Origin of the sequence: Streptomyces sp. NPDC102279 (assembly GCF_044766365.1) — a bacterium.
Taxonomy (GTDB): Bacteria; Actinomycetota; Actinomycetes; order Streptomycetales; family Streptomycetaceae; genus Streptomyces.
The window spans coordinates 303,108-329,789 of sequence record NZ_JBIWLU010000010.1 but is presented as its reverse complement, the minus strand read 5'-3'; the positions used below and the strand labels follow the sequence as shown (position 1 = coordinate 329,789).

Annotated in this window: 23 protein-coding genes; 9 read left to right on the top strand and 14 right to left on the bottom strand. The window is 70.5% G+C overall.

Going from position 1 to position 26,682, the window contains the following annotated elements; translation table 11 throughout:
* The first annotated feature begins 62 nt into the window (after window positions 1–62).
* Window positions 63–362, top strand: a complete 300-nt coding sequence (locus ACIRQH_RS26740; RefSeq protein WP_404227130.1) for a hypothetical protein — start codon at window positions 63–65, stop codon at window positions 360–362.
* A gap of 103 nt (window positions 363–465) precedes the next feature.
* Here the strand turns inward: ACIRQH_RS26740 and ACIRQH_RS26735 are convergent, their stop codons facing one another.
* Window positions 466–588 (bottom strand): hypothetical protein, encoded by a 123-nt coding sequence (locus tag ACIRQH_RS26735; protein ID WP_404227129.1) that lies wholly within the window; start codon window positions 586–588, stop codon window positions 466–468.
* Window positions 589–852: 264 nt separating this feature from the next.
* Here ACIRQH_RS26735 and ACIRQH_RS26730 point away from each other — a divergent pair, with 264 nt between their 5' ends.
* Entirely contained in the window at window positions 853–4,944 is a 4,092-nt protein-coding gene (locus tag ACIRQH_RS26730) for a HEAT repeat domain-containing protein (RefSeq protein ID WP_404227128.1), read from the top strand.
* On the opposite strand, the gene pgk is transcribed toward ACIRQH_RS26730, so the two are convergent.
* Together pgk and ACIRQH_RS26720 are read right to left on the bottom strand one after the other, a co-directional pair.
* Window positions 4,922–6,322: a phosphoglycerate kinase gene (gene pgk / locus ACIRQH_RS26725; RefSeq protein WP_404227127.1), complete on the bottom strand. Its 1,401-nt coding sequence runs from the start codon at window positions 6,320–6,322 to the stop codon at window positions 4,922–4,924. The genes ACIRQH_RS26730 and pgk overlap by 23 nt on opposite strands.
* Window positions 6,323–6,351: 29 nt before the next feature.
* A complete protein-coding gene (locus tag ACIRQH_RS26720) occupies window positions 6,352–6,933 on the bottom strand; it encodes a class I SAM-dependent methyltransferase (RefSeq protein ID WP_404227126.1) in 582 nt (193 codons plus the stop codon).
* A 165-nt stretch (window positions 6,934–7,098) separates the two neighbouring features.
* Between ACIRQH_RS26720 and ACIRQH_RS26715 the strand changes: the two genes are divergently transcribed.
* Complete coding sequence (locus tag ACIRQH_RS26715; protein ID WP_404227125.1) at window positions 7,099–8,199, top strand: mannose-1-phosphate guanylyltransferase; 1,101 nt, start codon at window positions 7,099–7,101, stop codon at window positions 8,197–8,199.
* 25 nt (window positions 8,200–8,224) lie between these two features.
* Window positions 8,225–8,773, top strand: a complete 549-nt coding sequence (locus ACIRQH_RS26710; protein WP_404227124.1) for an HIT family protein — start codon at window positions 8,225–8,227, stop codon at window positions 8,771–8,773.
* A gap of 37 nt (window positions 8,774–8,810) precedes the next feature.
* Here ACIRQH_RS26710 and ACIRQH_RS26705 read toward each other — a convergent pair whose 3' ends face one another.
* The 4 genes from ACIRQH_RS26705 to ACIRQH_RS26690 form a co-directional block, all read right to left on the bottom strand.
* Window positions 8,811–9,455, bottom strand: coding sequence for a hypothetical protein (locus ACIRQH_RS26705; RefSeq protein ID WP_404227123.1), 645 nt, complete (start codon window positions 9,453–9,455; stop codon window positions 8,811–8,813).
* A gap of 81 nt (window positions 9,456–9,536) precedes the next feature.
* Window positions 9,537–10,685 (bottom strand): amidohydrolase family protein, encoded by a 1,149-nt coding sequence (locus tag ACIRQH_RS26700; RefSeq protein ID WP_404227122.1) that lies wholly within the window; start codon window positions 10,683–10,685, stop codon window positions 9,537–9,539.
* 127 nt (window positions 10,686–10,812) lie between these two features.
* Window positions 10,813–11,922 carry an aminotransferase class I/II-fold pyridoxal phosphate-dependent enzyme gene (locus tag ACIRQH_RS26695; protein WP_404227121.1) on the bottom strand — a complete coding sequence of 370 codons (1,110 nt, stop codon included), beginning with the start codon at window positions 11,920–11,922 and terminating at the stop codon, window positions 10,813–10,815.
* A 238-nt stretch (window positions 11,923–12,160) separates the two neighbouring features.
* Window positions 12,161–12,760, bottom strand: coding sequence for a DUF1707 domain-containing protein (locus ACIRQH_RS26690; RefSeq protein WP_404227120.1), 600 nt, complete (start codon window positions 12,758–12,760; stop codon window positions 12,161–12,163).
* Window positions 12,761–12,901: 141 nt separating this feature from the next.
* Between ACIRQH_RS26690 and ACIRQH_RS26685 the strand changes: the two genes are divergently transcribed.
* Window positions 12,902–14,134, top strand: coding sequence for an IS701 family transposase (locus tag ACIRQH_RS26685; RefSeq protein WP_404227213.1), 1,233 nt, complete (start codon window positions 12,902–12,904; stop codon window positions 14,132–14,134).
* A gap of 692 nt (window positions 14,135–14,826) precedes the next feature.
* On the opposite strand, the gene ACIRQH_RS26680 is transcribed toward ACIRQH_RS26685, so the two are convergent.
* Window positions 14,827–15,252, bottom strand: a complete 426-nt coding sequence (locus ACIRQH_RS26680) for a DUF6299 family protein (protein ID WP_358818443.1) — start codon at window positions 15,250–15,252, stop codon at window positions 14,827–14,829.
* A 263-nt stretch (window positions 15,253–15,515) separates the two neighbouring features.
* On the opposite strand from ACIRQH_RS26680, the gene ACIRQH_RS26675 reads away from it, so the two are divergent.
* Window positions 15,516–15,710: a DUF5999 family protein gene (locus ACIRQH_RS26675; RefSeq protein WP_358818444.1), complete on the top strand. Its 195-nt coding sequence runs from the start codon at window positions 15,516–15,518 to the stop codon at window positions 15,708–15,710.
* Window positions 15,711–15,722: 12 nt separating this feature from the next.
* Here ACIRQH_RS26675 and ACIRQH_RS26670 read toward each other — a convergent pair whose 3' ends face one another.
* Window positions 15,723–16,121 carry a RidA family protein gene (locus tag ACIRQH_RS26670; RefSeq protein WP_358818445.1) on the bottom strand — a complete coding sequence of 133 codons (399 nt, stop codon included), beginning with the start codon at window positions 16,119–16,121 and terminating at the stop codon, window positions 15,723–15,725.
* On the bottom strand, window positions 16,118–17,269 hold the full coding sequence (locus tag ACIRQH_RS26665) for an acyl-CoA dehydrogenase family protein (protein WP_358818446.1): 1,152 nt from the start codon (window positions 17,267–17,269) through the stop codon (window positions 16,118–16,120). The genes ACIRQH_RS26670 and ACIRQH_RS26665 overlap by 4 nt, the downstream gene beginning before the upstream one ends.
* Before the next feature lie 139 nt (window positions 17,270–17,408).
* Here ACIRQH_RS26665 and ACIRQH_RS26660 point away from each other — a divergent pair, with 139 nt between their 5' ends.
* Together ACIRQH_RS26660 and ACIRQH_RS26655 are read left to right on the top strand one after the other, a co-directional pair.
* Window positions 17,409–19,094: an AMP-binding protein gene (locus tag ACIRQH_RS26660; protein ID WP_358818447.1), complete on the top strand. Its 1,686-nt coding sequence runs from the start codon at window positions 17,409–17,411 to the stop codon at window positions 19,092–19,094.
* A gap of 15 nt (window positions 19,095–19,109) precedes the next feature.
* Window positions 19,110–19,952, top strand: coding sequence for a PaaX family transcriptional regulator C-terminal domain-containing protein (locus tag ACIRQH_RS26655; protein ID WP_388867416.1), 843 nt, complete (start codon window positions 19,110–19,112; stop codon window positions 19,950–19,952).
* 34 nt (window positions 19,953–19,986) lie between these two features.
* On the opposite strand, the gene ACIRQH_RS26650 is transcribed toward ACIRQH_RS26655, so the two are convergent.
* Window positions 19,987–22,332: a bifunctional salicylyl-CoA 5-hydroxylase/oxidoreductase gene (locus tag ACIRQH_RS26650; protein ID WP_404227119.1), complete on the bottom strand. Its 2,346-nt coding sequence runs from the start codon at window positions 22,330–22,332 to the stop codon at window positions 19,987–19,989.
* Between the two features lie 7 nt (window positions 22,333–22,339).
* The gene (locus ACIRQH_RS26645; RefSeq protein WP_388867419.1) at window positions 22,340–23,167 is read right to left on the bottom strand and encodes an enoyl-CoA hydratase family protein; all 828 of its coding nucleotides are present in this window, start codon (window positions 23,165–23,167) and stop codon (window positions 22,340–22,342) included.
* A 403-nt stretch (window positions 23,168–23,570) separates the two neighbouring features.
* On the opposite strand from ACIRQH_RS26645, the gene ACIRQH_RS26640 reads away from it, so the two are divergent.
* Window positions 23,571–24,023, top strand: coding sequence for an ATP-binding protein (locus ACIRQH_RS26640; protein WP_388867422.1), 453 nt, complete (start codon window positions 23,571–23,573; stop codon window positions 24,021–24,023).
* Here ACIRQH_RS26640 and ACIRQH_RS26635 read toward each other — a convergent pair.
* Window positions 23,980–25,434: an amino acid permease gene (locus ACIRQH_RS26635; RefSeq protein ID WP_388867425.1), complete on the bottom strand. Its 1,455-nt coding sequence runs from the start codon at window positions 25,432–25,434 to the stop codon at window positions 23,980–23,982. The genes ACIRQH_RS26640 and ACIRQH_RS26635 overlap by 44 nt on opposite strands.
* A 141-nt stretch (window positions 25,435–25,575) precedes the next feature.
* Window positions 25,576–26,583: an ornithine carbamoyltransferase gene (argF, locus tag ACIRQH_RS26630; RefSeq protein ID WP_388867428.1), complete on the bottom strand. Its 1,008-nt coding sequence runs from the start codon at window positions 26,581–26,583 to the stop codon at window positions 25,576–25,578.
* Window positions 26,584–26,682: the final 99 nt, after the last annotated feature.

Below are 26,682 nucleotides of genomic sequence, written 5' to 3'. Positions count from 1 at the left end.
CACCATCGGACTGTCACTGCGTTGAACCCCACCGGGAGTTCAACGTATGAAAAGAGGGCACCATGACCAGCGAGACCCGTGTCGCCTCTAGCGACGACCTGGAGGCCGGCTTCCTGCGGGAAATGGGCGACGATCGATGGGCCGCCACAGAGACCGCCTACGCGCTGGCCGTGCTCCACCGCGACCTCGGCAACTGGAATCGGTCACGCGAATGGGTGAAGCAGTGCCTCCACCTCTTGGACGGCTTCCCGAGCGACACCGAGGAGCAGGTGGCCACGAAGCGCCTCACGGCAGGCGGTGTTCCGCTGCCCACCTACCTGCACGACGGGGTCGTACGAGGACGCTTCGGGGACCCGGCCTGACGGAGCCGACTCTGGCCGGACCGCCCTCTGAGCGGTGGCGTGAACTTCCGAAGTCGTCCACGCCACCCTCGCGGCACCCCGGTGCAAGACCGGGACGTGCGGATCAGCCGTCCGTCGTCCGGCTGCGCCTGCGATTGTCGAGCACCACCGTGACCAGGTCGGTCAGCACGGCTACTAGGTTGAGCACATCGCCGACTACGGAAAGGACATCGAGCCACTGCTGCATCGGGATCTCCTGGTGACGTCAGGGGGGCGGGCGCCTGCACCCCGGGTGGACATGTCCAGTGGACGGTTCCGGCCCCGTCCTCCGGTACGGCGTCGGAGCAACTCGGAGCCCCTGCAGCTACGTTGCCTCTGGTGAGCTGCGACGATGTACGGTCGGCCGGAGGCCTTCCGGGCCGTGTACCGGAGGGGCACGGGAGCGTCGGAGGGCAGAACGGGAGGGCTCATGAACCAGCCGGCCCCGGTTCCGGGCGTTGACCCCTCGAGAGTGAACACACCCGGCCAGCTGGCCATCTGCCTGGACGGACTGAGACTGCGCCGCGGCCTGTCGTACGAGGCGATGGACCGGATCGCGCAGAGCCTGCCACGCAGGCAGGACGGGCCTGCGTGGGAGTCCCTCGGCAAGAGCACCGTCGGTGAGATCGTTACCGGCAAGCGCCTGCCGGTCCGGGGAAAGCTGCTGACGTTTCTCGCCGTGTGCCAGGTCGCCGGCCCCGACGTGGCCCAGTGGCTGGCCGCGTGGGAGCGGGCCCGCACCGCGGACCTCCCGCCCGCGGACGCGCCGGACGGCGAGACCCCGTCACCGCAGGACCACCGACTGGGCGACTACCTGCGACGCGTTCAGGAGTACTACCAGCAGGTCAACCTGGAGATGCTGTTGGCCATGACCAACGTCGAGGACCGGCTGCGGGTGCCGCTCCAGGAGGTTTTCACCCCGCCGCTGGCCCGCGCCGACCCGCCCGCAGTCGAGTTGCCCAGGGAGTTCCGCCGACGTCTCCTCCTAGGCGAGGAGGCCGATCCGCGCGGCATGCCGCGGGATCTGGAGTCGGAGATCCTCGGCCCTGCGCTCACCGACCAGTGGCAGCCGACGCGCCCCGTGCTCGGCCTGATCGCGGGCCCGGACCACCGACACCTGGTGCTGCTCGGCGATCCCGGATCGGGGAAGTCGACGATCGCCCGCTATCTGGTCCTCAGGCTGGCTGAACTCCACTCGGCCGCCCTCACCGGCCACATCGGCGTCGCCGTCGATCCGCTGCCCGCGCTGGCCGGCACCCTGCCCCTCCTGGTGGAACTCCGGCTCTACAGCGCCACCGGCCTCACCTCGTTCGTCGACTTCATCGACCAGCTCCACCACGCCCAGGGACTAGGACTGCCAGCGTCCGTGCTGAATCCGTACCTGGAAAGTGGCCGCCCCGTGGTCGTCGTCTTCGACGGACTCGACGAGGTCTTCGACCGGGACCGGAGAAACGCCGTGTGCCGCGAGATCCGCGAGTTCGCGCGCCGCTATCCCAACGCGCGCACGGTGGTCACGTCCCGGCCGGTCGGCTACCACCGCCAGACTCTCGACGACGCGGGCTTCGAGTTGTACCAGTTGCAGGACCTCGACGTTGGCCAGATCTCCTCGTTCGTCACCGCTTGGTACGAGATCGCCTGCGCCGACGACCGCGCAGAGGGGGAGCGGCTGAGAGGCCGTCTGATCTCGGCCGTGGGCAGCTCGCCGGCCGTGCACGAACTCGCCGGAAACCCACTGCTGCTCACGCTGCTCTGCATCATGGGACGCCGCCGCGAACTGCCGCGCGATCGCGTGCACGTCTACGAGTTCGCGGTCTCGCTGCTGGTGGAGCACTGGGACGTGGAGGCACACAGCTTCCCCAACCAGGAGGGGTTGCTGTATGACGACAAACTTGACCTCCTGCGGATCCTGGCGCGCACCATGCTGCTCGGCAAAGCGAGCATCGGCGGCAACCGAATCACCGAACAGGACCTTCAGGACGCGTTCGAGATCTACCTTCGAGACGAGCGCGGCTACCAGCGGCCGGTCGCCCGAACCGCCGCCCACTCGATGATCGACCAACTGCGCACCCGCAATTACATCCTGTCCCGATTTGGCGCTGGAATGTATGGATTTGTTCACCGCGCCTTTCTCGAATACCTCGCCGCCCTCGACATCGTGCACCAGTTCGACGACCGGCTCATGGACGAAAACGACCTCCTGACGCTGTTCGAGGAACACGGCGCCGACCCGGCCTGGTCGGAAGTCCTCCTGCTCGTCGTCCGGATGAAAGAACGGTTCGCGGCCGCGATCATCGGCCGGCTCCTCACCGCGGACCAGGCCTGGCGCTTCGACGAGGCGCACCTGCCCGCCGGCAGCCTGCTAGCAGTCCGCGCCCTGCACGAGGTCCGGCCGAGCGTACGGCTGACAGCCCAGGTCGACGCCGTCATGGCGAGGATCTTCGAACTGCTGCTGATGCTCGATGCGAACCCCGACGGCGCGCTCCAGGCAGCGTTGCAGGAGGCGGCCCTGCCTACCTTCACAGCGCTCGGTCACCGATGGTTCGGTGCACGGCTCTTCCGCGCCTGGTACGCCGGAGCGGGCAAGTCCCTCTCGGGTCCCGTGGCACAGTTGGCCGCCCGGATGAACGCGCCGCTGGGCGACGAGGCCGAACTGACCCGGGATGCCCGCCTCAATCACGATCCGCTCGTCCGTGCCGCCGCCGCCGACGTCCTGGCAGACCACCGGGAATGCGACGCCGCGGTGTACGCGCAGTTGGTCCGGCGCGCCGACACCGATCCGGCGGGCGAGGTACGCCGCACCTGCATCAACGCACTGGTCTCCCGCTGGTGGGCCGAGCCGACTGTCCGCACCCTGCTGGAACAACGCGCCGAGGTCGACCCGGAGCCAATGGTTCGGCGGGCCTGCGTAGAACTCCTGGACGGCTTGTGGCCGACCCATCCCGAGCTCCGCGCCGTCGTACTGCGCCGGGCAGAGCTGGACGCCGACCCGAGGGTGCGAGCGGCGGCAGTAACCACCCTGTCCAACGGGTTCGGCGTCGACCCGGAGGCCGACGCCATTGTCCGCGACCGCCTGCAGGGGGACGCCGACGCCGTCGTACGCAGGGCCGCCGTCGACGGCATCGTGTCGGTCGCGCATGGCAGCGCAGAGTCCCTCGCCCTCATCGTGAGGCGGACGACCGAGGACCCTCACCGGGCTGTCCGGCAGGCTGCCGTACGGGCGCTCTCGGTACTCGCGGTGGGTGGCGCCGACGTCCAGGACGTGCTCGCCGGACGTGCCGTCGACGACGGCGACGCCGGGGTGCGCAAGGCGGCTCTGGAGGGAATGGTCACCGCCTGGCCGCAGGCCGGCCGCACCCGGGACCTTCTCATCGGCCGCGCAGTGAGCGACGCGCACTGGACTGTCCGCGGAGCCGCGCTCAAGTCCCTGGCCGGCGTGTGGTCGCACCACCCTGGGACCCTGCCCTTGTTGGTGGAACGCGCCACCGACGACGACGAGGACGTGCGGACCGTGGCGCTCCTCGGAGCCAGTTCGCCGCTGGTGGACTACCCGGACGCCTATGAGCTGCTGCTCACGGCATATGCGACGGATCCGAGCCCTTCGGTACGTCAGGCGATCGTGACCATGCTGGCCGACGCCGAGCACGAGGAGGCGGCCACTCGGGCCGGTCTCCTGCGGTGGGCAACCGAAGATGCCGACTGGGCGGTACGCGCACACGCCATCGAAACGCTCGGCGTGCAGTGGCCGGACGACGCGGCGGTACATGAAGTGGTCCTTGTGCGAGCCGCCGAGGACCACGACGAGGACGTACGCCGCGCTGCGCTTTCCTGCATCGCCCGGAACTGGTCGGATCTGCCGGAGACCCACCGCCTCATCGCCGACCTGGCCGAGTCGGACGACAGCGACATCGTCCGCCGCGCCGCCCTCGGCTGTCTGGCCTCCGGTTGGCGTGACGATCCGAACACCCGACGGGTGCTGCGGGCTCACGCCGCCGAGGATCCGGAGGAGTCGATCCGGCGAGCGGCGCTGCGGGCGTTGGCTGCCACCTGGCCCAGCGACCCCGGTGTACGACAGCTGGTGGCCGCGGCCTCCGAGCAGGATCCGGACTGGGCCGTCCGCCAGGCGTCCGTGCTTCTATTGGCACAGGCCTGGCCGCAGCACGCCGAGACGGTACCGCTGGTTCTGGACCGATCGGTGCGCGACCAGAGCCTCGGTGTCCGGCAGAGCGCCGTTCAGGCGCTGGCCATCGGCCATCCGCCGGATCCGCGCGTCGCCGCGGGCCTGGCGGAGCTGGCCCGTACGGATGCCGCCGCGTCCGTACGCGGAGCCGCCCTGCGCGGACTGGCGGCGGGCTGCGGCGACCCCGGGGAGACATTCCGGCTGGCGGCAGACCTGGCCGTGGACGATCCGCATGCCACTGTCCGGCTGACAGCCGTGGAGACCCTCGCCTACTTCTGGCCGGACAACACCGATACTCGCCCGCTCGTGGCACGGTGTGCGACCCACGACCCGGACGCGACGGTGCGCCGGGGGGCGGCGGGGGTCATCGGCCTGACGTGGGGGTAGTCACGTCCGGGTCCCCGGTCCTGTCGTGGTCGCCCGGCCCGCCGTCGGCGTCGGCCTTCCGAAACGGCGCCAGCCCGGGCACCTGTAGGCCACTCAGCAGCGAACTGGCGGTCTGCGCACCAGTGCTGCGACCGCGCAGCGCCGACACCAGCCCGATGTCGTGAGCGATCTCCAGGATGTGATCGCCGGCCATGTAGACCTCGGCCGTCGACTTGAGGTTGGTGCGGATCACCGCCTCGGTGTAGGCGACGTACGGTCGTTGACCCGCGCTCATCATGCCGAAGTGGAAGATCAGCCCGGCTTGGCGCGTCTCCTCGGCGAAGGCCTTCAGAGTCTCGGGGCCGATCGACATGATGCGGTCGTCCTCCGCGAGTTCTCCCAGGCCCTCCGGGGTGACGCGGCGCGCCTTGCCTCGCCCGGCCCGGTTCGCGACCATGAAATCGGTCGGCAGGACGAGGCGGTCGTGGTGGTCCGGCGCGAAGCTGGGTACCGCGCGCGGGGCCACCACAGCCCTGTGGGTCCGAACGAGTGACTCGAGATCCGCGGTTGGCCCCGCCCCCAAGGCGTAACCCAATTCCTGATAGATCGTCAGTGACGGCATCGGCCCCAGCACGATCCGGTCGAACACGTCAGCGGTGAGCAGGGAGCGGGCCACGGTGACATCCTCGGGACGAGAGCTGCCGATGAAGCAGACCCGGCTCCGTCGGCTGTCGTCACGCAGGGCTCGGCTGCGTGTCACCAGCCGTGCCAGGCTGTCGAGGTCTCCCTGGAGACCGAGGCCCACCGCTCGAGGCTTGTGGGCGGCGAGCCCGACGTTGGAGGGCAGTGCCCGGACGGTGGACCGGAAGTCATCGAGGACGAAGACGTCGAAGTGGCCCCGCAGCAGCGTGGGGAGCAGCGCCTCACCGAGGGCGTTCTCGCCGGACGGGGGAACGTCCTCCTCCCGGCTCAGCTCGGCCAGGTTAGGCAGCAGGGCGACCGTGCCGGGAGCGGGGGCGACAGCCGAAAGATCGTCCAGCCGGTCGAAGCGCGTGACGGCCCGGCCGTCGGGCAGGGCGCGGGCGAGCGCCTTGCGGTGCCACTCCAGGCCCTGGGTGTTCCCAGGTTCGAGTACGCGCACGGACGTGCCGCCCTGAGCGCCCAACACCAGGACGACGGCGTTGCGCTGCAGCAGGTACTCGACAGTTTCGGCCAGTCGCGCGATCTTGAAGTGCGATTCGTTGCTCGTCTGCCGACGGGCCACGTCGATGTCGGCGGTGATGAGAACGCGCCTGCCGTCGAGTGTGTCCTCGCCCAAGTCACCCAGGGTCCACAGGCCGCTGGTCGACGGCAGGCCGTCGCTCCAGGGCCGACGGGGGTGCGCCTCATGGCTGATCATCGTTGGTCCGTACGCCGTCGCGGCACGCTCTAGATACGCTCGAAGACCGCGAGCTGGTACACCGGTTCGCCCTGCTGGCCGTAGCCGACGAAGCTCGACGGCGCCTGTTCGGCCAAGCCGATCTCCTGGCACAGCCGGGAGATGAGTTCGGGAGCGTCGGTCCGTGCCCGGGTGTGGCCTGGTTTGCTGCTCTGGAGCTTGTCCACCGTGGTGACAAACCGTCCGCCGGGCTTCAGCACCCGCGCCATCTCGGCGATGAACGGGGCCGGGTCCTCGACGATGTGCAGCAGCCAGATCATGATCACATTGTCGACGCTGCTGGAGGGGAAGGGCAACGAGGTGGCGTCGGCGTGCACCGCAGGCGCGGTTCCGCGCGCCTCGCACATCCGAATCATCTCGGCGGAGGAGTCGACGACCGTGACCTCGTGGCCGAGCTTGAGTAGGAAGTTCGCCACAATGCCGGTGCCACCGCCGATGTCAAGGATCCGCGATCCGGCCGGCAGGAGCTCGTGAACGGCGTTCGCCACGGCGGTCGCGCGGGCGTCGCCGCCCCGGGTCGCGTCGTAGTTCCGCGCCTCTTCATTGTAGTCGTAGTCGCGGTGCTCGGGCATGGAACGGCTCCTTCGACGCGGCGGGCCCAGCGGTTCGACGAGCCTGGGTGGGAACCACCACAGGGCTCGAAACCGCCGTTGTAGGGTACAGCCCGGACCTAACTTGCTTGGCACGTTTGACCGTTGTGTGCGAGTCCCTCCATTCGGGTGAGGACGGTGGACGGCATGAGGTTCGACCGGGACGCACTGCACGCAATCATTTTGGCGGGGGGGTCCGGGACACGGCTGTGGCCGTTGTCGACTTCCCGGCGACCTAAGCAGTTTCTGGATCTGACCGGCAGCGGCCGCACCATGCTGCAGGAAACCGTCGTACTGCTCGACGGCCTGGTGCCGATCGAGCGGGTCGTCGTCGTCACGGGTCGGCGGTACGCCGGTCTGGTGCGCGCGCAGCTTCCCGAACTGCCGCCGGAGAATCTGCTCGTCGAGCCACGAGCGCTCAACACCGCGCCGGCCATGGCCGTGGCGGCCGCGCTGATCCGGGCGCGCCGCCCTGACGCCGTGATCGTCAATCTGCCGTCCGATCACTATGTGGGGCAGGCGGCGGAGTTCCGGGCCACGGTCACGGCCGCCGCCACCTGCGCCGCCGCCCGGCCCGTCATCGTGGTGGCCGGAGTCGTACCGACCTCGGCCAACACCGGCTTCGGCTACATCGAGCTGGGGGACGGCGGTCGGGAAGCCGGTGGGCCCACGGTCCACCGTGCCCTGAGTTTCACAGAGAAGCCCAGCAGGGGTCTGGCACGGTCGTTCGTCGCGTCGGGCCGGTACCTCTGGAACGCCAACTATTACACGTTCCACGTCGACACGTTCGAGGCCGGCCTCGCGACGCACGTCCCACGACTCAGCGGTCTGTTGTGGCCTGCCGACGGCACCGGGCAAGCGTTCGTCGACAAGGTGTACGCCGACGCCGAAGCGGTCTCGATCGACTACGCACTGACCCAGCGGGCACGCAACCTCTATGTGGTGGCCGCGTCGTTCGACTGGAGCGACCTCGGGAGCTGGGACCAGCTGTACGCGGTCCTGGCCGCACGGTCGGCGGACGGCGCGGGCAACGTCGTGGTGGTCCCGGACACCCGTCTGATCGTCACCACGGACAGCGCGCGCAACCTCGTCATTCAGACCTCTCCGCGGGCGATCGCGCTCGTCGGTATCACGGACAGCATCGTCGTGGACACCGCCGACGCCCTGATGGTGGCACGGCGTGACGACCTCCAGCAGGTGCGCGCCGTGGTGGCTCGACTGGCCGAGGTCGACGAGCTGTATCGGTGAGCGAGCCGGTCTAGGATTCCCTGCCATGACGCAGTTCCGACCGAAGGACGACCTGACGGGCATCACAGCGTTCCCCACTTTTCCGTTCAAGTCGCCGGTGCTTCCCCAGAACCTCGTCGGCGAGGCCGTGGAGCTCGTTCGGCCGGGTGAGTCGGGACCGGAGGACTGTGAGTTCTGCGCGGCTGCGGAGGAGGAATTCATCTGGACCGACCGGAATTGGCGACTCCGATTGCGTCGACCCTCACCGTTTCCGGGCACCGTAATTCTGCACACTCGAGCGCACTGGGAATCGTTCGCCGATATGCCGAGCGAGTTGATCTCCGAGTTCGGGCCATTGTGTGCCCGCATAGAGCGAGCGATCCTCGGGCTCGGAAACGTCGGACGCGTTCATGTCTACCGGTCCGGGGACGGGCACGCTCACTTCCATGTCTGGTTCCATGCCCGGCCTCTGGGTTTCCAGCAGTTCCGCGGTTCGTTCCTGCCGACCTGGGCTGAAATCCTGGAATCCCGCTCGCCAGCTGAGGTGGAGGGCGCGGGCGAGGCCGTCGCACGAGCCCTGGCACAGGAGGACTGAGACGGGGTAACTACGGCGGGAGCGGACGAAGAAGGGCTCAGCCGCTGCGCCGGTCCACCATCTTCGGTGTTCCGGCCTGCCGGTACAGGTCGAAATCGTCTTCCCACAGCGCCTCGACGGCTCTGCGGGCGCCTTTGTCAAGCCAGTCGGTCCAGTCCGGATGACCGGTCCGATTCAGCCGCGCAAGCGGCGGGACCGCCGCGTCGACCCGCTCCAGCAGCCCGGACCAGCCCTCGTCGAGGCTCTCGAGCGTGACGACGGCACTGACAACCGGGGTGCGAGCCTCCGAGCACAGGAATGCCCACTGGCTCCCGCTGGCGCTGGCCGGCTGGCCCCGCCTGTCGGCCAGAATGGCGTGGACGCGCCGTACGTCGTCGTTCGTCAGCCGACGGCCCTGCGGCACCGGAAGGCCCAGACGGCGGTAGTTGTACGTCAACTGGGACACCAGCCAGTCACAGGGATGGCGTACCACCCCGAAGGTGAACATGCGGTCCCATTGGCTCGGACCAATCCGCTCTCGTATTTCCACCGCAGGCATATGTCGTGCCGTGTAGAAACCCGGGCACTCGATCGCGTCCAGGTCGGCTCGCTCCTGGAAGGCGACGAGGGCGGTCTCAATACTGGTCGACGCGGCTTTGGGGTTCGAGGCAAAGACGAAATCGTGCAGATAGGAAACAATCACGGACGGAGGTCTCCTTTCCGTTCCGGCGCTGGAGTGAGCGTACACTTGGAGGAGATCTAACTCCAGGGAAGTTCGGGCCTATTAGAAGCGGAATTCTGGAGTGTTCTTCGACCCGAAGCACCGCACGCGCCGACCGCCGCGGTAGACGGCCGCGACGGCCAGGATCGCGGTGATGTCACGGAGCGGGTCACCGGTCACCGCGAGGAGATCTGCGTCGAATCCGGGGGCGACACGTCCCTTCCGGACTAGACCGCACGCTTCAGCCGCGGTCGATGTGGCGGCCCGCAGGGCTTCCGCCGACGAGAAGCCGGCCTCAACCAGCCGGATGACGCCGTGGGGCAGCAACCCGTGCTGCTTCTGGTCGGATATCCCGGCATCGCTGGCACAGACGATCCGCACGCCGGCGTCCCGCATGTCGACGGCCGCTGCGAGAGTCCGCTCGATCCGCACGCGGGCCGATTCGTCGAGCGGCGGGCCAGCCGGAGAGAACCCCGTGGTCACGGACACAGGGAGGCGGGCCTCGGCGACGCGCTCGATCAGCCGGCGATCCGGCTCCACTCCGGTCGGCGTACGGAACGTGCCGTGTTCGACGGTGTCCACACCGGCCGCCAGCGCGCGCTCCATGGCGTCGACCGCGTGCGCGTGGGCGGCTACTGGAAGCCCCAGCCGGTGCGACTCGACGACTACCGATCGCAGCTCGGCTGCCGTGTACTGCGCCTGCCACGAGCGGCTCCCGGGGGTGATCTCGCCGCCGCTGGCCATGATCTTGATGAGGTCGACGCCACGCGTTGCACGGACCCGGACGGCCTCGGTCAGGCCCGCAGGGCTCTCCAGCGCGCCGCCGAGGAACCAGCAGTGGCCCCGAGCAGTAGTGATCGGCGGGCCGGACACCAGGAGATGAGGCCCCGCATGAGGACGAAGCGCGATTTCTTCCCGGAGCCGGAGGGTCACGTAGTCGCGGTCTCCAAGGTCGCGGACCGTGGTGATCCCGACGTCGAGACAACTTGCCGCCGCACGGAGGGCGTTCATGAGCAACGTGGCCTCCGGTGCAGCAGCCGCGGCGACGGGGTCGGGCACCCCGGGCAGCACCAGGTGCACATGGGCGTCGACGAGACCGGGCAGGAGGGTGCGGTCACCCAGGTCGACGACCGGCATCCCGGCCGGGGGAACCCCGTTCTCGTCCACCGCGACGATTACGCCGTCCTCGACAACGACGAGCGGGGACCTCATGTACCGGCCCCTGACTCCGTCGAACAGGCGGGCTGCACGTAATGCTCTCATCGCTGCCTCCGTCAGATGAAGAGCGGCCGTAGCAGGTGGAGCGGTCGGCCCCGGCGCTCACGTCGAGCGCTCTCGCTCACCGGTCGTCCACCGAGCCGAAATCGCGGAAGTCGGCCTCCAAGTGGGCCAATACGCGCTCCAGAGCGGCCATCAGGTCGTCCCACTCCTGCTCGGTCACGTTGGACAGCCCCAGCCGAAGGAAGGGTCGGGACGTCCGTGGAGCGGACCGCGGATAGAAGTGGGCGGCGTCCAGCCCGCCGATCCGTTCGGCCGCCAGGATGTTCCGCAACCGTACGTCCTGTCCGGTGAGCAGCGCGAGATGGGCGCCGCCGCTCGGCGGAACGAATGGCCAGTCGAGCGTGCGCAGGAGCGCGGCCACGGCGGCGCGGCGAGACGTGAGCAGGGCATCGCGTCGGCGACGGATCCCGACCGCCCGGTCAGTCGTCAGCACCGCCGCGAGATCGACGAGCGCGGACGCCTCGGGAGTCGGCGCGGCGGCACGCAACTTCTCGGCACTGCGGCAGCCGCGCGGCCAACCGACGAACCCGATCTTGACTGGCCACCCCAGTACCTTCGTCCAGCTGCCCAGATAGACGGTGCCCTGCGGATGTAGCGACAGCAGTGTCGGCCACCGGTCGTCCCGCGGGCCTATCCCGCGGAACGGATCGTCTTCCACCAGCAGCAGCCCCGTGCTCCGGGCGTACCCCGCGACATCGGTCAGGAACCCGGGCGACAGGCTGGACGCAAGGGGGTTGGCGTGCAAGGCGTTGACGACGAAGAGGCCCGGCTTCTGAGTCGGTGGTGTGAAGCGAGCCCGGGACCAGTCGGGCGCGGCGACGTCGATCGAGGTGACCGGAGCGCCGTCCGGCAGCGCGCCGGCCACCCGCTGATACGTCGGGAGCACCGCGCCGCGCTGTGCCCTCGGTACCGATCCGAGCAGGTGATCGAGCATACGGCCGCTGCCTGGCGTGTAGGCCCAGTCGTGCGTGTCGAGGACGCCGGGGCCGAACCGCTCCACCACGAAGGCGCGGAGCGCCGCGTTGGCGTCCCGCGCACCGCCACCGGCTGCTCCTACTTGCTGGACGACCCACCGGTGCCAGTCGGGGGCGTTGTCGCACAGATCCATCGGCAGTCGCACGGGCTCGCCCGTCCAATCGGTGGAGTTGTTGCCTGACGTTGCGGCCAACACCCACTCCTCGCCACCGGACCGGCGCGAAGTTTAGCGGGCACGTGGGACACGGGAGGATTCCGAGCGTGAGTTTCGGCGTCCCAAAGCCCTGAGCCGGGAGCCGAGTTGGCGCGGCGGTCAACGCACACGAAGCGCAGGGCAACTGTGTCCGCGTCGGCCGTCGCCAGTTCGCCGAAGTGTCCGGCTGCCCCGGTGGGGCTGCTAGTACTCCAGCCGTAGATCGTGATCTTGTTGCTCAACGTGGCTGATCGCGCCTCAGCTTGCGGCGCTCTCGGCCGTTGGGGTGGCGGATGACCACGCCCGCTGAGCCGCCGGTGCCGGTGAGGCGGATCAGCGGTGTGCCCGGGAGCCGGTCGGGAGTGGTCGTGTCCTTCAGACCGCTGAAGCCGAGTTCCATCCCGCCGATCTCAACGGCCCAGCCGTCGGGGATGATGACCGTGACACCGGCCTCCTCGCCATGCACCTCGACCTCGACCTCAGAGAGTCGGCAGGTGGCCTGGGTGAAGTCGAGCTTGGCGCCACCCCTGCCTCCGTACACGGATACTCGTGCGGGCGCCTGCCAGCGCCCTGCGCGTACCGCCCCAAGATCGCCACCCTTGAGGACCAGCGGCTGTCCAGGATCCGACGCGGCTACCGGCGGCAGATCGGCGGTGACTGGCGCCAGATCAGCGTGGGTCGTGGCGGTTAGTGCCTGGTTCAGCCTCGCGTCCAGCTCAGTGAAGTCGATACGGCCCTCGGCCGCCGCCTCGTTCAGCCGCTCCACCACCGCCTCGCGATCGGCATGGGAGACGCGCAGCTCACCGAGGTGGACGGGTTCCGGGAGGTCGGCTGTCATGGACTCGATGATACGGAGAGGGCGGGTGCGAGGACGGGTACGGCCACCGTCGATCATCGGTGTGTGAAGACTGAAGATCAGGCGGTGGCCGCAGGCCACAGCGTAGACCCAGCTCGCTGGCAGGAGTTCTTCGAGTGCCTGATGGGACGGATCGCGGGCCGTTTCGCGCGGGTCGAACCCCGGCGGCGAGCCAGGCGGTTGATGCTCGGGCTCCTGTCGGACCTGCCGCGCAAGAACTGCTGGACCATCGCCGAGTGGGCCCGAGAGACCACCCCGGACGGCATGCAGCACCTGCTGGGGCGGGCCAAGTGGGACGCCGACGCCGTCCGTGACGACGTGTGCGGCTACGTGGTGGAGCACCTACACGACGACCAGGCGGTGCTGGTCGTCGACGAGACCGGCGACGTGAAGAAGGGTGTGGACACGGTCGGCGTCCAGCGCCAATACACCGGAACCGCCGGCCGGATCGAAAACTCCCAGGTCGCCGTCTACCTGGTCTATGCAGGTCAGCGCGGCCACGCCGCAGTGGACCGGGAACTCTACGTTCCGCGCTCCTGGACCTCCGAACCCGACCGCTGCCGCGCCGCGGGCCTTGCCGAGGAAACCACCTTCGCCACCAAGCCGGAGCTGGCCGCTCGCATGATCACCCGGTTCCTGGACGCCGGCCACCAGGCCGCCTGGGTTGCCGGCGACGAGGTCTACGGCGGCAACCCGAAACTACGAACCGCACTGGAGGAACGCGGCACCGCCTACGTCCTCGCGGTGGCCTGCTCGCACGAAGTCACCACCAGTGCAGGGAAGTTCAGTGCGGACACCCTGGCCAAGAAGGTGCCCAAGCGGGCCTGGCAGAAGCTCCCCGCAGGGGCCGGAGCCAAGGGCCACCGCTTCTACGACTGGGCAGTCATCGGCCTCGCCGACCCCCGCCCCGGGAGTCGGCAGCTGCTGGTCCGCCGCAACCGCAGCACCGGCGAACTCGCCTACCACCACTGCCACTCGCCCGCATCCGTGCCGCTGACCATGCTGGTCCGAGTCGCTGGATCAAGATGGCGGGTGGAGGAGTTCTTCCAGTCCGGCAAGGGCCTGGCCGCACTCGACGAGCACCAGGTCCGCCGCTATGCCTCCTGGTCACGCTGGGTCACCCTCGCCATGCTCGCGCACGCCTTCCTCGCGGTCGTACGCGCAGACGGGCACACCCGCCCCGCACCCGATGCCCTCATCCCACTCACCTGCAACGAAATCCAGCGTCTGTTCATCACCCTCGTCGTCCGACCCGTCCACGACACAGCTCACCGGCTAGGTTGGTCAAACTGGCGGCGCCACCACCAGGCCCGATCCCAGGCCAGCCACTACCGGCAACAAGCCGCTCGGGCATGAAGATCACGATCTACGGCTGGAGTACTAGGACGCGAGGGCGTCAGGCGCCTGGGATGTAGGCGCCCTGCTGCTGGGGTGCGGTACTCAGTGGGCTCAGCGCCGTGTTGGAGCGGGAGTCGGCCTGCCCCCGTTCGCGGATCCAGCTGTCGAGGGCTTCGCATCGGTACATGACACGGCCGCGAGGACCCATCCGGAAGCTCGGCGGGCTGCCGCCGGTGCCGCCAGACGTAGAGAGGGGTTCGACGACCGTCCACTGGTCGGGTGCGTACGACCGGTGGTTCCCGCCGACGCGGGGGTGGTACGGCGGTCATGGACGTGGCCACCGACGCGGGCCGGTGATCCCGCTGGCACAGGGGTGGATCCAGACAGGGCGGGTCAATTTGGCTGGATCCTGTGTCGTGTCTGAGCCCGAAGGAGCGACTGTCGGCAGTGGGGGTTCTCTGGGGCTTTTCTGGGACTTCCATCTGCATCAACGGGCACGAGCGTGAAACAGCCGAAATGCCATACACCCAGGTCAACGACCCGCAACCGCTCAACACAGCAGCTCACGCGGCCGACCGGTCTCTTCCGGGACATCTGAGCACGGCTCACACGGGTGCCGTCGTGACCGGCCCCGGCCTGCTGCACGCAGGACGGGGCCGGGTGCGGCGGCACTCGCGTGTCCCGGCGGACACGGTGTGCTCGGGCCGGCCTCAGCCCCGCACGACGGTGACGTCCTGCTCTCGGCTCGCGTGGAACGTCGGGAGCGGGAGGCCCGTGCCCGCCAGTTCCGTCAGGGTGGCCTCGACGTGGGCCGGTCCCGGGACCAGCGTGCCCTGAGCTCGCTTCTCGGAGTTGGTCCAGCGGTGCTCGGCGCCGTCGCAGAGGGCCGAGGAGCCGCCGATGCCGTGGTGGACCCGGGGGTCGCTCTGGGACACCGACGAGGACACGAACACGGGTCCGGCGGCACCGGCGCAGCGGTAGGTGCCGGAGAGGGTGATGGTGCCGTCGGCAGCGACCGTGGCCGTGGGGTCGACGGTCACCTCGTCGAGCACGGCGGACCGGGCGACGGCGGAGGGGGCGAGCAGCAGCAACAGCGCCGCGGCGGCGGCCGTACCGACGGTCTGGCGGACGAACATGGGGTACCTCCTGGAACGGGGCCCGCTGAGGGCCCGGGAACGAGCGCTCAACAGGTACCGGTCCGACGCCCCCGGGCCGGTGATCATCACCCCATTGGTGGCGAGTTGGCCACGTCCGTCGCGGCCGCGTTCGAGAGTTGTCCCCGTGTTGTCACGCTTCACCGCCCGCTGTTCCGGTGAGTTCGCGGAGCGCGCATGGTCTGTACATGCGAGGGCGACGACAACGCCGCCGACACTCTTCGCATCCGACGTGGAGGTGCACCATGTGTTCCCACCAGTCTTCGTGCCCGTCCGTGGACTCCGTCGCCCCGCACATCGTCTCGGCCCACCCCGAGCAGGGCTGGAATCTCCTGTGCAACGGCGCGATCGTGTTCGACGACAGCGGTGAACTGCTCCCCGACGGCAGCGTGGTCGCTCCGCACCGGGTGTTCGCCGGACAGCTGACCGTCGCCGCCTGATCCGTTCTCGTCCTAGGGGAGCACGGCGAAGCCGTCGAGTTCGACCATCGCCCGCTCGTCCCACAGCCGCGTGACGCCGACGACGGCCATCGCGGGATAGTCGCGGCCCGCCAACCGGTGCCAGATGCGGCCGAGTTCGGGCGCGTTGAGCCGGTAGTCGGCGACGTCCGTGGCGTAGACGGTGACCCGGGCGAGGTCGGCGGGAGCGCCGCCCGCCTCGCGCAGCGCGGTCAGCAGGTTCGTCAGCGCCCGTTCGAACTGGAGGGGCAGGGTCTCCCCCACCACCTTCCCGTCGCCGTCGAGCGCGGTCTGCCCGGCCAGGAAGACGACGCGGGAGCCGGTGGCGACGACGGCGTGGGAGAAGCCGGTCGGCGGGGACAGCTCGGGCGGGTTGACTCGGTCGGCGGTCATGCGGTCTCCGTTCCCATCGGCTGGACCTGCGGGGCCTGCCGGTACAACTCCTTCGCGATGACGGCCCGTTGGACCTCGCTCGCTCCTTCGTAGATACGTGGCGCGCGCACCTCGCGGTAGAGGTGTTCGAGGAGGTGGCCGCGTTGCAGGGCGCGTGCTCCGTGCAGTTGGACGGCGGCGTCGACGACGTACTGGGCGGTCTCGGTGGCGAGCAGCTTGGCCATGGCCGCGCGGCGGGGAACGTCCGCGGCCCCGGCGTCGTGGGCCGCGGCCGCCGCGTACACCATCAGGCGGGCCGCCTCCGTGCGCAGTGCCATCTCGGCGACCTGGTGGGACACGGTCTGGAGGTCCTTGAGCGGGCCGCCGAACGCGTCGCGTCGCGCGGTGTGGGCGAGGGTGGCGTCCAGCGCGGCCTGGGCCATGCCGACGGCGAAGGCGCCCACGCTGGGCCGGAAGAGGTTGAGGGTGCGCATGGCGACCCGGAAGCCGTGGCCGGGCTCGCCGAGGACGTCGTCCGCGGTGACGGGGACGGCGTCGAAGGCGAGGGCGCCGATGGGGTGGGGGGAGAGCAGGTCGAGCGGGGTGCCGGTGAGGCCGGGGCGGTCGGCCGGGACGAGGAACGCGGTGACGCCGCGGGCCCCTGCGGCGGGCCCGGTCCGCGCGAAGACGGTGTAGAGGTCGGCCTCGGGGGCGTTGGAGATCCAGCACTTCTCGCCGGTGAGCCGCCAGCCGCCGGAGCCGTCCTCGTCCGCGCGGAGGGCCAGCGCGGCCGCGTCGGAGCCGGCGCCGGGCTCGCTCAGCGCGAAGGCGGCCACCGCCTCGCCGTCCGCCACGCGGGGCAGCCAGCGCTCGCGCTGAGCGGCGGTGCCATGGGCGTGCACCGGATGGGCGCCCAGCCCCTGGAGGGCGAGCGCGGTCTCGGCCTCGGTGCAGACCTGGGCGAGGGACTCACGCATCAGGCAGAGGTCCAGGGCGCCGGAGGTGAACAGGCGGCCGAGCAGGCCGAGTCGGCCGAGTTCGGCGACCAGCGGACGGTTGACGTGGCCCGGCTCGCCCTTGTCGGCCAGCGGACGCAGATGGTCGGCGGCGAGCGCGCGCAGTTCGGCGCACCAGGCGGTCTGTCCTGGTTCAAGTGAGAATGCGGTCATTGCCGGTCCCTCTCCCCGTCGGACTCCGTCCCACGTTATCGCGAACCGTTGACTGTCGTCACCAACACGATACGCTCCCTGTGCGAGCCCACCACGACGCCCACGAGGGCGGCCCACAAAGGCAAGGGGGCGAACCGCCATGCATCCCGTGGACCCCGCGGACACCTTGGCGCCGGCACACTCGGCGCACGTCGACACCTTCGCGCGCGACCATCTCCCGCCCCCCGAGCAGTGGCCCGAGCTCCTCTTCGACCTGCCCGCACTGCGCTACCCCGACCGGCTGAACTGCGCCGCCGAACTCCTCGCCGGCACCGATCCCGGACGCCCCGCCTTCCACACCCCGTCCGGCCCGCCCTGGACGTACGGGCACCTGCGCGACCGCGTCGACCGCATCGCCCACGTCCTCACCGGGCAGCTGGGCGTCGTCCCGGGCAACCGGGTGCTGCTGCGCGGCCCCACCACCCCGTGGCTGGCCGCGTGCTGGCTGGCGGTGCTGAAGGCGGGCGCCGTCGCGGTCACCGTGCTCGCCCAGCAGCGGTCGCACGAGCTGCGGACCATCTGCGGGATCGCCCGGGTGACCCACGCCCTGTGCGACCTCCGCTCGGTCGACGACCTGGCCCGGGCGGACGTCCCCGGCCTGCGGATCACGCCGTACGGCGGTGACGCGCCGGACGACCTGCTGCTGCGCATCACCGGCGCGCCCGACGAGCCCTTCGACCCGGCGGACACGGCCGCCGACGACGTGGCGCTGATCGCCTTCACCTCCGGCACCACCGGCCGGCCCAAGGGCTGCATGCACTTCCACCGCGACCTACTGGCGACGGCGGACACCTTCTCCGAGCACGTGCTGCGCCCGCGTGAGGACGACGTCTTCGCGGGCAGTCCCCCGCTGGGCTTCACCTTCGGACTCGGCGGACTCGTCGTCTTCCCGCTGCGCGCCGGAGCAAGCTCCCTGCTGCTCGAACAGGCGGGCCCCCGGCAGCTGTTGCCCGCGATCGGCGAGCACCGCGTCTCCGTCCTGTTCACGGCACCGACCGCCTACCGGGCGATGCTGACGGAACTGGACGGCCACGACACCGGCTCGCTGCGGCGCTGCGTGTCCGCGGGCGAGAACCTGCCGGCGGCCACCTGGCGGGACTGGCACGAGCGCACCGGGCTGCGCATCATCAACGGCATCGGCGCGACCGAGCTGCTGCACATCTTCATCTCCGCCGCCGACGGGGACATCCGCCCGGGCACGACCGGCCTGCCGGTGCCCGGCTGGCAGGCGCGCGTGGTCGACGCCGACGGGACCGCCCTGCCGGACGGCGAGCCGGGACTGCTCGCGGTGCGGGGCCCGGTCGGCTGCCGCTACCTCGCGGACCCCCGGCAGCGGGAGTACGTGCGCGGCGGCTGGAACATCACCGGCGACACCTACGTGCGCGATCCCGACGGCTACTTCCGCTATGTGGCCCGCGCCGACGACATGATCATCTCGGCGGGGTACAACATCGCGGGACCCGAGGTCGAGGACGCGCTGCTGCGGCACCCCGACGTGGTCGAGACGGCGGTCGTCGGGCGGGCCGACGAGGAGCGCGGCCAGATCGTGGTGGCCCATGTGGTGCTGAAGGAGGGCGCCCGCCGGGACGCCGAGGAACTGCGCGTCTTCCTGAAGTCCGAGCTGGCGCCGTACAAGTGCCCCCGCGAGATCGTCTTCCTGGACGCGCTGCCGCGTACCGCCACGGGAAAGCTCCAGCGGTTCCTGCTGCGCGCGGAGGCAGTCGCTGACGCACCGTCACCAGTCGCACCGGAGGGTGATATGTCCCCCCACGGCGGTCCCAAGTGATCTTCGAGCACTAGAATGATCAACGTGTCAGACCAGCACGCTCCCCGGTCCCTCATCGTCACGTTCTACGGCGCGTACGGTCGCTTCATGCCCGGTCCGGTGCCCGTGGCCGAGTTGATCCGGCTGCTCGCGGCGGTCGGCGTGGACGCGCCCTCCGTACGCTCGTCGGTGTCCCGGCTCAAGCGGCGCGGGCTCCTGGAACCGGCACGCACGACAGGGGGCGCGGCGGGGTACGCGCTGTCGCCGGACGCGCGGCAGCTGCTCGACGACGGCGACCGCCGGGTGTACGCGTCGGCGGCGCCCGAGGACGACGGCTGGGTGCTCGCCGTCTTCTCCGTGCCCGAGTCGGAGCGGCAGAAGCGGCACGTCCTGCGCTCACGGCTCGCCGGCCTCGGCTTCGGCACGGCCGCCCCCGGCGTGTGGCTCGCCCCCGCCCGGCTGTACGAGGAGACCCGGCACACCCTGGAGCGGCTGCGCCTCGATCCGTACGTCGAGCTGTTCCGCGGCGAGCACCTCGGGTTCGCCGCGACGGCCGACGCGGTCGCCCGCTGGTGGGACCTGGCCGCGATCGCCAAGGAGCACGAGGCGTTCCTCGACCGGCACGAGCCCGTCCTGCGCGCCTGGGAGGCACGCGCGGACATGGTGCACGAGGACGCCTACCGCGACTATCTCCTCGCCCTGGACTCCTGGCGCCACCTTCCCTACACGGACCCGGGACTGCCCGCGGCCCTCCTCCCCGAGGACTGGCCGGGCTCCCGCTCGGCCCAGGTCTTCGGGGCCCTGCACGAACGACTGCGGGACGCGGGCGGCGAGTTCGCCGGGGTGTCCCCGCGGTCGGGGCACGACGCGGCGCAGTGAGCCGGAAACCGGCCTCCGCCGCCCCCTCCCCCGCCTACGTCCCCAGCGTGAGACGGGGTCTGGGCGCGTCGGTCCGGCCGGTCTGCGGGCGCCTGTTGCCCGCACGGTAGGGCTCCGGCCAGCTGACACCCGGCCCTTCGTAGCCCTGTTCGGCGGCCGCGTGGAGCGTCCAGTTCGGGTCGTACAGGTGTGGCCGGGCGAGCGCGCACAGATCCGTCCGGCCCGCGAGGATCAGGGAGTTGACGTCGTCCCAGGACGAGATCGCGCCGACGGCGATCACCGGGACGCCGGTCTCGTGACGGATCCGGTCGGCGTAAGGAGTCTGGTACGAGCGGCCGTAGTCGGGGCGTTCGTCCGCGACCACCTGGCCGGTCGACACGTCGATCGCGTCGGCGCCGTGCGCGGCGAAGGCCCGTGCGACGGCGACCGCGTCGTCCCCGGTGGTGCCGCCCTCGGCCCAGTCGGTTGCGGAGATGCGCACGGTCATCGGCCGCTCCTCCGGCCACACGGCCCGTACCGCGTCGAACACTTCGAGCGGGAAGCGGAGCCGCTTCTCCAGCGAACCGCCGTAGGCGTCGGTGCGTCGGTTGGTCAGCGGGGAGAGGAAGCCGGAGAGCAGATAGCCGTGGGCGCAGTGCAGTTCGAGGAGGTCGAAGCCGCAGCGGGCGGCGCGGCAGGCGGCCTCGGTGAACTGCTGCCGCAGGTTGGTGAGTTGGGCACGAGTCAGTTCGCGGGGGGTCTGGCTGTCCTGCCGGTACGGGAGCGGGGAGGCGGCCACGAGCGGCCAGTTGCCGTCCGGCAGGGGCTCGTCGATGCCCTCCCACATCAGCCGGGTCGAGCCCTTGCGGCCCGCGTGGCCGAGCTGGAGGCCGATGGCGGTGCCGGGCGCCTGCCGGTGCGTGAAGTCGACGATCCGCCGCCAGGCGTCGGCCTGCCGGGGCGTCTGGAGCGTGGCGCAGCCGGGCGTGATGCGGCCCTCGGCGCTCACGCACACCATCTCGGTCATCACCAGTCCGGCGCCGCCGAGGGCGCGGGCCCCCAGGTGGACGAGATGGAAGTCGCCGGGCACGCCGTCCTGGGCGGAGTACATGTCCATGGGCGAGACGACGACCCGGTTGCGCAGGGTCAGGCCGCGCAGCCGGAAGGGGGTGAACATCGGAGGGGTTCCGGGCGGGCAGCGGAACTCCCGCTCGACCGCGGCCACGAAGTGCGGGTCGCGCAGCCTCAGGTTGTCGTGCGTGACACGGCGGCTGCGGGTGAGCAGGTTGAACGCGAACTGCCGTGACGGCTGGCCGAGATGGCGGTCGATGTTCTCGAACCACTCCAGGCTGGCGCGGGCGGCCCGCTGGGTGGAGGCGACGACGGGGCGCCGCTCCTCCTCGTAGGCGGCCAGCGCCCGGCCGAGCGAGGACTGCTCCTCCACGCAGGCGGCCAGCGCGAGCGCGTCCTCGACGGCGAGCTTGGTGCCGGAGCCGATGGAGAAGTGCGCGGTGTGCGCGGCGTCGCCGAGCAGCACCAGATTGCCGTGCGACCAGCGGGTGTTGACGATCGTGCGAAAACGCGTCCACGCCGACTTGTTGGAGGTGAGCGGGCGTCCGCCGAGCGCGTCCGCGAAGATCTTGCCGCACCGCTCGACGGACGCGTTCTCGTCGAGGTCCGCGAACCCAGCCGCCCGCCAGACCTCTTCGCGCATCTCGACGATGACGGTGGAGGCGTCGGCCGCGAACGGGTAGCCGTGCAGTTGCATCACGCCGTGTTCCGTCTCGGCGATCTCGAAGCGGAAGGCGTCGAAGGCGAAGTCCGCGGCCAGCCAGATGTAGCGGCAGCGGTGCTCCTCGACGGACGGGCGGAACACGTCCTCGTACGCCGCGCGGGTGAGGCTGCCCACCCCGTCGGCGGCGACCACGAGGTCGTAGGAGGTCATGAGGTCGGCCACGGGCGGGGCCTCGGTCCTGAAGCGGAGGTCGACGCCGAGGGAGCGGCAGCGTTCGTGAAGGATCGCGAGGAGCCGGCGGCGGCCGAGCGCGGCGAAGCCGTGGCCGCCGGAGGTGTGCCGGACGCCGCGGTGCACGACGTCGATGTCGTCCCAGCGGACGAACTCCGCACGGAGCGCCGCGTAGACGACCGGGTCGGCGTGTTCGATGCCTCCGAGGGTCTCGTCGGACAGGACGACGCCGAAGCCGAAGGTGTCCTCGGGGGCGTTGCGCTCCCAGATAGTGATCTCGCGGGCCGGGTCGAGGCGTTTGAGGAGGGCCGCGGTGTAGAGGCCGCCGGGTCCACCGCCGATCACCGCGACGCGCAGCGCGCCCTTTCCTGCTCCTGGGTCGTGCCCGGCGCCCGTGTCAGTGGTCCGGTTCCCGTGTCCGTCGTCCGCGCGCATCCGCCGGTCACCTCCCCCGCCACTTCGGTGCCCGCTTCTCGGTGAACGCGGCGTGGAACTCGGCGTAGTCCTCGCCGTTCATCAGGAGAGCCTGGGTCGCGGCGTCGAGTTCGACGGCGGCGGCGAGCGGCATGTCCAGTTCGGCGGTGAGCAGCGCCTTGGTCTGGGCGTGGGCGAGGGCGGGGCCCTCGGCGAGCCGGCGGGCCAGGGCCTGCGCGGCCTCGTCGGCGTGCCCCTCGTCGGTGAGTTCGCTGATCAGGCCGATGCGTTCGGCCTCGGGCGCGCGCACCGGTTCGCCGAGCATCAGCAGCCGTGTCGCGTGGCCGAGCCCGACCACCCGGGGCAGCAGGTAGGCGGCGCCCATGTCGCCGCCGGACAGGCCGACGCGGGTGAAGAGGAAGGCGAAGCGGGCGCTCGGGTCGGCCACCCGGAAGTCGGCGGCGAGCGCGAGTACGGCTCCGGCGCCGGCGGCGACGCCGTGCACCGCGGCGATCACCGGGAACGGGCACTCCCGGACGGCGCGGACCACCTGTCCGGTCATCCGGTTGAAGTCGAGGAGCTGGGCGGTGTCCATGGCGAGGGTCGCGCCGATGATCTCGTCGACGTCGCCGCCGGAGCAGAATCCGCGCCCCTCTCCGGCCAGCACCAGGGCGCGGACGGACCGTTCGCGGGACAGCTCGGCGAGCAGGTCCCGCAGGTCGGCGTAGGCGCCGAAGGTGAGGGCGTTGAGCTTCTCGGGGCGGGCCAGGGTCACCGTGGCGACGCCGTCGGTGAGCTCGTAGCCCAGGTGCTCCCACTCGGGTGTGGGGGCGGCGGAACCGGTGAAGGGACTCATGAGGTGCGGCCTCCTCTGGCGGGGGCGACGCTGCGGCTGCCTTCCGAAGTTATCACTCATCCGTGACTGTCGTCACGAGTGCGCGATAGGCCGGTCGAGGTGTGTCGGGTCCGGGCCCGCGCCACGAGGGGGACCCGAGGTCCGACGGCCCTGGAGGGACGGGAGAACGGTCGCCGCGTCCGTCACCGCGTCACGGATCCTCGATAGCCGTGTAACGGCGGGAGCACACACGGGAGGGGGACCGTTCCCCTGGGTACAGAGCCCCGTATCGGACCGAACGTCCCGAAAGGAGCCCCCGGACGGCCCGGGGACACAGTGGCAGATGTCCGGAGAAAGCCCGCCGAGCACGTTTGCCCGACAGCGCCGTACCATTCCTAAGGTTGAAAGCAGGACAGCCTGCTCCATGAACGGACCCGCCTTGCACGACACCCCCGCCCCCGCCTCCTGGCGCATCGCGCTGCCGCACTCCGTCGCGGCCGTGCCCGTCGCCCGTGCGCTGGTCCGTACCGCACTCGCCGAGCTGGAGCACGCGGCGGACAGCGACACCGCCGAGCTGCTCACCGCGGAGCTGGTCGCGAACGCCGTCGAGCACACCGCGGGCGAAGGGCCGATAGAGCTGGTCGTGGAGCTGCTGCCGACCGGCTGCCAGGTCGAGGTGCACGACCCCGACCCGGCGCCGCCGGGCGACCTCACGGTCCCGCACCCGGCCGAGCCCGACCCCTGGCAGGAGCACGGGCGCGGCCTGCTGCTGATCCGCACCCTCAGCTCGTCCTGCGGGCACCGCCCCACCGACTCCGGCAAGGCGGTCTGGTTCAGACTGCCTGTGGTTCCCGCTCAGCGGCGTCCGGTGCGCTGACGGCCGCGTCGGCCCCGGCACGGGCCAGCCGGGAGTTGCGGCGCCCGTAGACGACGTACACCAGGAATCCGGCCGCCAGGAACCCGGCGAACTGGATCCAGGTCGTCCAGCCGGTCTCGTACATCAGGTAGAGGCAGAAGCCCACGCCGAGCACCGGCACCACGGGGTAGAGCGGCACCCGGAAGGTGCGCGCGAGGCCCGGCTCGCGGCGGCGCAGCGCGATCACCGCGATGTTCACGGCCACCATCACGGCGAGTGTGCCGATGGTGCACAGGTTGACCACGGAGTCCAGCGACGCGAAGGCCGCGGGGAGCGCGAAGACGAGCGCGACGATCAGCGTGCCGGCGACCGGTGTCGAGGTCTTCGGGGAGACCTTCTCGAAGACGCGCGGGACCAGGCCGTCACGGGACATCGACATCAGGATCCGGGTCTGGCCGTACATCACGGCGAGCACCACGGAGGCGATGGCGACGACCGCGCCGAAGGCGATCACCCCGCCGCCGACGGTGGAGCCGGTCACCTCGTTGACGACGTACGAGAGTGCGGCGGGCCTGCTGCCGACCTTGTCCCCGCCGATGGCGCCGATCGCGGCGAGGGCCACGGCGCAGTACAGCACGGTGACCACGCCGATGCAGACCAGGATCGCGATGGGGATGTTCCGGCGGGGGTTCTTGGCCTCCTCGCCGGCGGTGGTGATGGCGTCGAAGCCGATGTACGAGAAGAAGGCGGCCGTGGTGCCGGCACCGACGCCGCCGAGTCCGGCGGGCGAGAACGGCGTGAGGTTGCCGTCCTTGAAGGCGCTGAACCCGATCGCGCAGAACAGCACGAGCACGACGATCTTCACCACGGCCATGGCGGCGGTCGCGCGGGCGCTCTCGCGGACACCGCGCACCAGCAGGACCGAGGCGAGCGCGATCACGACGACGGCCGGGAGATTGATGATCCCGCCGTCGGACGGGCCCGCGGAGAGCATGGCGGGGAGGTGCAGCCCGGTGAGACTGACGAGCAGCTCGTTGACGTACTGGCTCCAGCCGACCGCGACGGCCGACACGGAGACGCCGTACTCCAGGAGCAGGCACCAGCCCACCAGGAAGGCGGTGCTCTCGCCGAGCCCGGCGTAGGCGAAGGAGTACGAGGATCCCGAGACCGGGATGGCGCCGCCCAGCTCGGCGAACGCGAACGCGGTGAAGACGCAGGTGATCGCGGCGAGGACGAAGGAGACGACCACGGCGGGTCCGGCCTGGGCGACCGAGTCGGAGAGTCCGACGAAGATGCCGGTGCCGACGATGGCGCCGACGCCGAAGCAGATGAGCTGGAAGAGCCCCATCGTGCGCTTGAGTCCGTTGCCTTCGAGGTCGGCGCCGGACTCGGCCATCAGCTGAGCGGGGGACTTGATGCGGGGAGCGGGCATGCGGGGTGGTGCTCGTTTCTGGTGGTGCGGTGCGACATGGGGGTGCCCCCTGCTCTGGCGGAGCCGAGCGCTCGGGGAAAGTCGCGCGTCACGCCTCGGAAGGGATGATTCCAAGGCCTGACAGACATCGTACGGATGATTTCAAGCCAGAGTGGCGACCAGGACCGCCTTGATCGTGTGCAACCGGTTCTCCGCCTGATCGAAGACGACGGAGTGCGCGGACTCGAAGACCTCGTCGGTGACCTCCAGTGAATCGAGGCCGTGGGCCGCGTGGATCTCGCGGCCGATCTCGGTTCCGAGGTCGTGGTAGGCGGGAAGGCAGTGCAGGAACCTGACGTCGGGGTTGCCGGTCAGGCGCAGTACGTCCATGGTCACGGCGTACGGGGAGAGGGCGCCGATGCGCTCCGCCCACACCTCCTTGGGCTCACCCATGGAGACCCAGACGTCGGTGACGACGAAGTCGGCGCCGCGGACACCGTCGGCGACGTGCTCGGTGAGGGTGATGCGGGCGCCGCTCTTCTGGGCCAGCTCGCGGGCCTGCGCGACGATCTCGTCGGCGGGCCAGTAGGCGCGCGGGGCGACGATGCGGACGTCCATGCCGAGCAGCGCGCCGGTGACGAGGTAGGAGTTGCCCATGTTGAAGCGGGCGTCGCCGAGGTAGGCGAAGACGGTCTCGCCGAGCGGCCTGGCGCAGTGCTCGCCCATGGTGAGGACGTCGGCCAGCATCTGGGTGGGGTGCCAGTCGTCGGTCAGCCCGTTGTAGACGGGCACGCCCGCGTAGGCGGCCAGTTCCTCGACGGCGGCCTGGCTGTCGCCGCGGTACTCGATGGCGTCGAACATGCGGCCCAGCACACGGGCGGTGTCCTTCACGGACTCCTTGTGGCCCATCTGCGATCCGGACGGGTCCAGGTACGTCGTCGAGGCGCCCTGGTCCGCCGCGGCGACCTCGAAGGCGCAACGCGTGCGGGTGGAGGTCTTCTCGAAGATCAGCGCGATGTTCCTGCCGGCGAGGTGCCGGGTCTCCGTCCCGGCCTTCTTGGCGGCCTTGAGCCCGGCGGCCAGCTCGACCAGACCGAGGAACTCCTCGTCGGTGAAGTCCAGCTCCTTCAGGAAGTGGCGGCCGGCGAGGGCGGTCGGGACTGTCGCCATGGGGGCGCTCCAGGGATACGGGGGACGGGGACAGGGACGATTGGAATTCTATACGACGCTCGACATTTATATACGGCCTCGTGTTCGACTTCACCCGGA

Bases quoted from the DNA above. Each gene is read 5' to 3' on its own strand.
- ACIRQH_RS26740 (WP_404227130.1), top strand. From the start codon at position 63: ATGACCAGCGAGACCCGTGTCGCCTCTAGCGACGACCTGGAGGCCGGC.
- ACIRQH_RS26735 (WP_404227129.1), bottom strand. From the start codon at position 588: ATGCAGCAGTGGCTCGATGTCCTTTCCGTAGTCGGCGATGTGCTCAAC.
- pgk (WP_404227127.1), bottom strand. From the start codon at position 6,322: ATGATCAGCCATGAGGCGCACCCCCGTCGGCCCTGGAGCGACGGCCTG.
- ACIRQH_RS26720 (WP_404227126.1), bottom strand. From the start codon at position 6,933: ATGCCCGAGCACCGCGACTACGACTACAATGAAGAGGCGCGGAACTAC.
- ACIRQH_RS26715 (WP_404227125.1), top strand. From the start codon at position 7,099: ATGAGGTTCGACCGGGACGCACTGCACGCAATCATTTTGGCGGGGGGG.
- ACIRQH_RS26710 (WP_404227124.1), top strand. From the start codon at position 8,225: ATGACGCAGTTCCGACCGAAGGACGACCTGACGGGCATCACAGCGTTC.
- ACIRQH_RS26700 (WP_404227122.1), bottom strand. From the start codon at position 10,685: ATGAGGTCCCCGCTCGTCGTTGTCGAGGACGGCGTAATCGTCGCGGTG.
- ACIRQH_RS26690 (WP_404227120.1), bottom strand. From the start codon at position 12,760: ATGACAGCCGACCTCCCGGAACCCGTCCACCTCGGTGAGCTGCGCGTC.
- ACIRQH_RS26685 (WP_404227213.1), top strand. From the start codon at position 12,902: ATGGGACGGATCGCGGGCCGTTTCGCGCGGGTCGAACCCCGGCGGCGA.
- ACIRQH_RS26680 (WP_358818443.1), bottom strand. From the start codon at position 15,252: ATGTTCGTCCGCCAGACCGTCGGTACGGCCGCCGCCGCGGCGCTGTTG.
- ACIRQH_RS26675 (WP_358818444.1), top strand. From the start codon at position 15,516: ATGTGTTCCCACCAGTCTTCGTGCCCGTCCGTGGACTCCGTCGCCCCG.
- ACIRQH_RS26670 (WP_358818445.1), bottom strand. From the start codon at position 16,121: ATGACCGCCGACCGAGTCAACCCGCCCGAGCTGTCCCCGCCGACCGGC.
- ACIRQH_RS26665 (WP_358818446.1), bottom strand. From the start codon at position 17,269: ATGACCGCATTCTCACTTGAACCAGGACAGACCGCCTGGTGCGCCGAA.
- ACIRQH_RS26660 (WP_358818447.1), top strand. From the start codon at position 17,409: ATGCATCCCGTGGACCCCGCGGACACCTTGGCGCCGGCACACTCGGCG.
- ACIRQH_RS26655 (WP_388867416.1), top strand. From the start codon at position 19,110: ATGATCAACGTGTCAGACCAGCACGCTCCCCGGTCCCTCATCGTCACG.
- ACIRQH_RS26650 (WP_404227119.1), bottom strand. From the start codon at position 22,332: ATGCGCGCGGACGACGGACACGGGAACCGGACCACTGACACGGGCGCC.
- ACIRQH_RS26645 (WP_388867419.1), bottom strand. From the start codon at position 23,167: ATGAGTCCCTTCACCGGTTCCGCCGCCCCCACACCCGAGTGGGAGCAC.
- ACIRQH_RS26640 (WP_388867422.1), top strand. From the start codon at position 23,571: ATGAACGGACCCGCCTTGCACGACACCCCCGCCCCCGCCTCCTGGCGC.
- ACIRQH_RS26635 (WP_388867425.1), bottom strand. From the start codon at position 25,434: ATGCCCGCTCCCCGCATCAAGTCCCCCGCTCAGCTGATGGCCGAGTCC.
- argF (WP_388867428.1), bottom strand. From the start codon at position 26,583: ATGGCGACAGTCCCGACCGCCCTCGCCGGCCGCCACTTCCTGAAGGAG.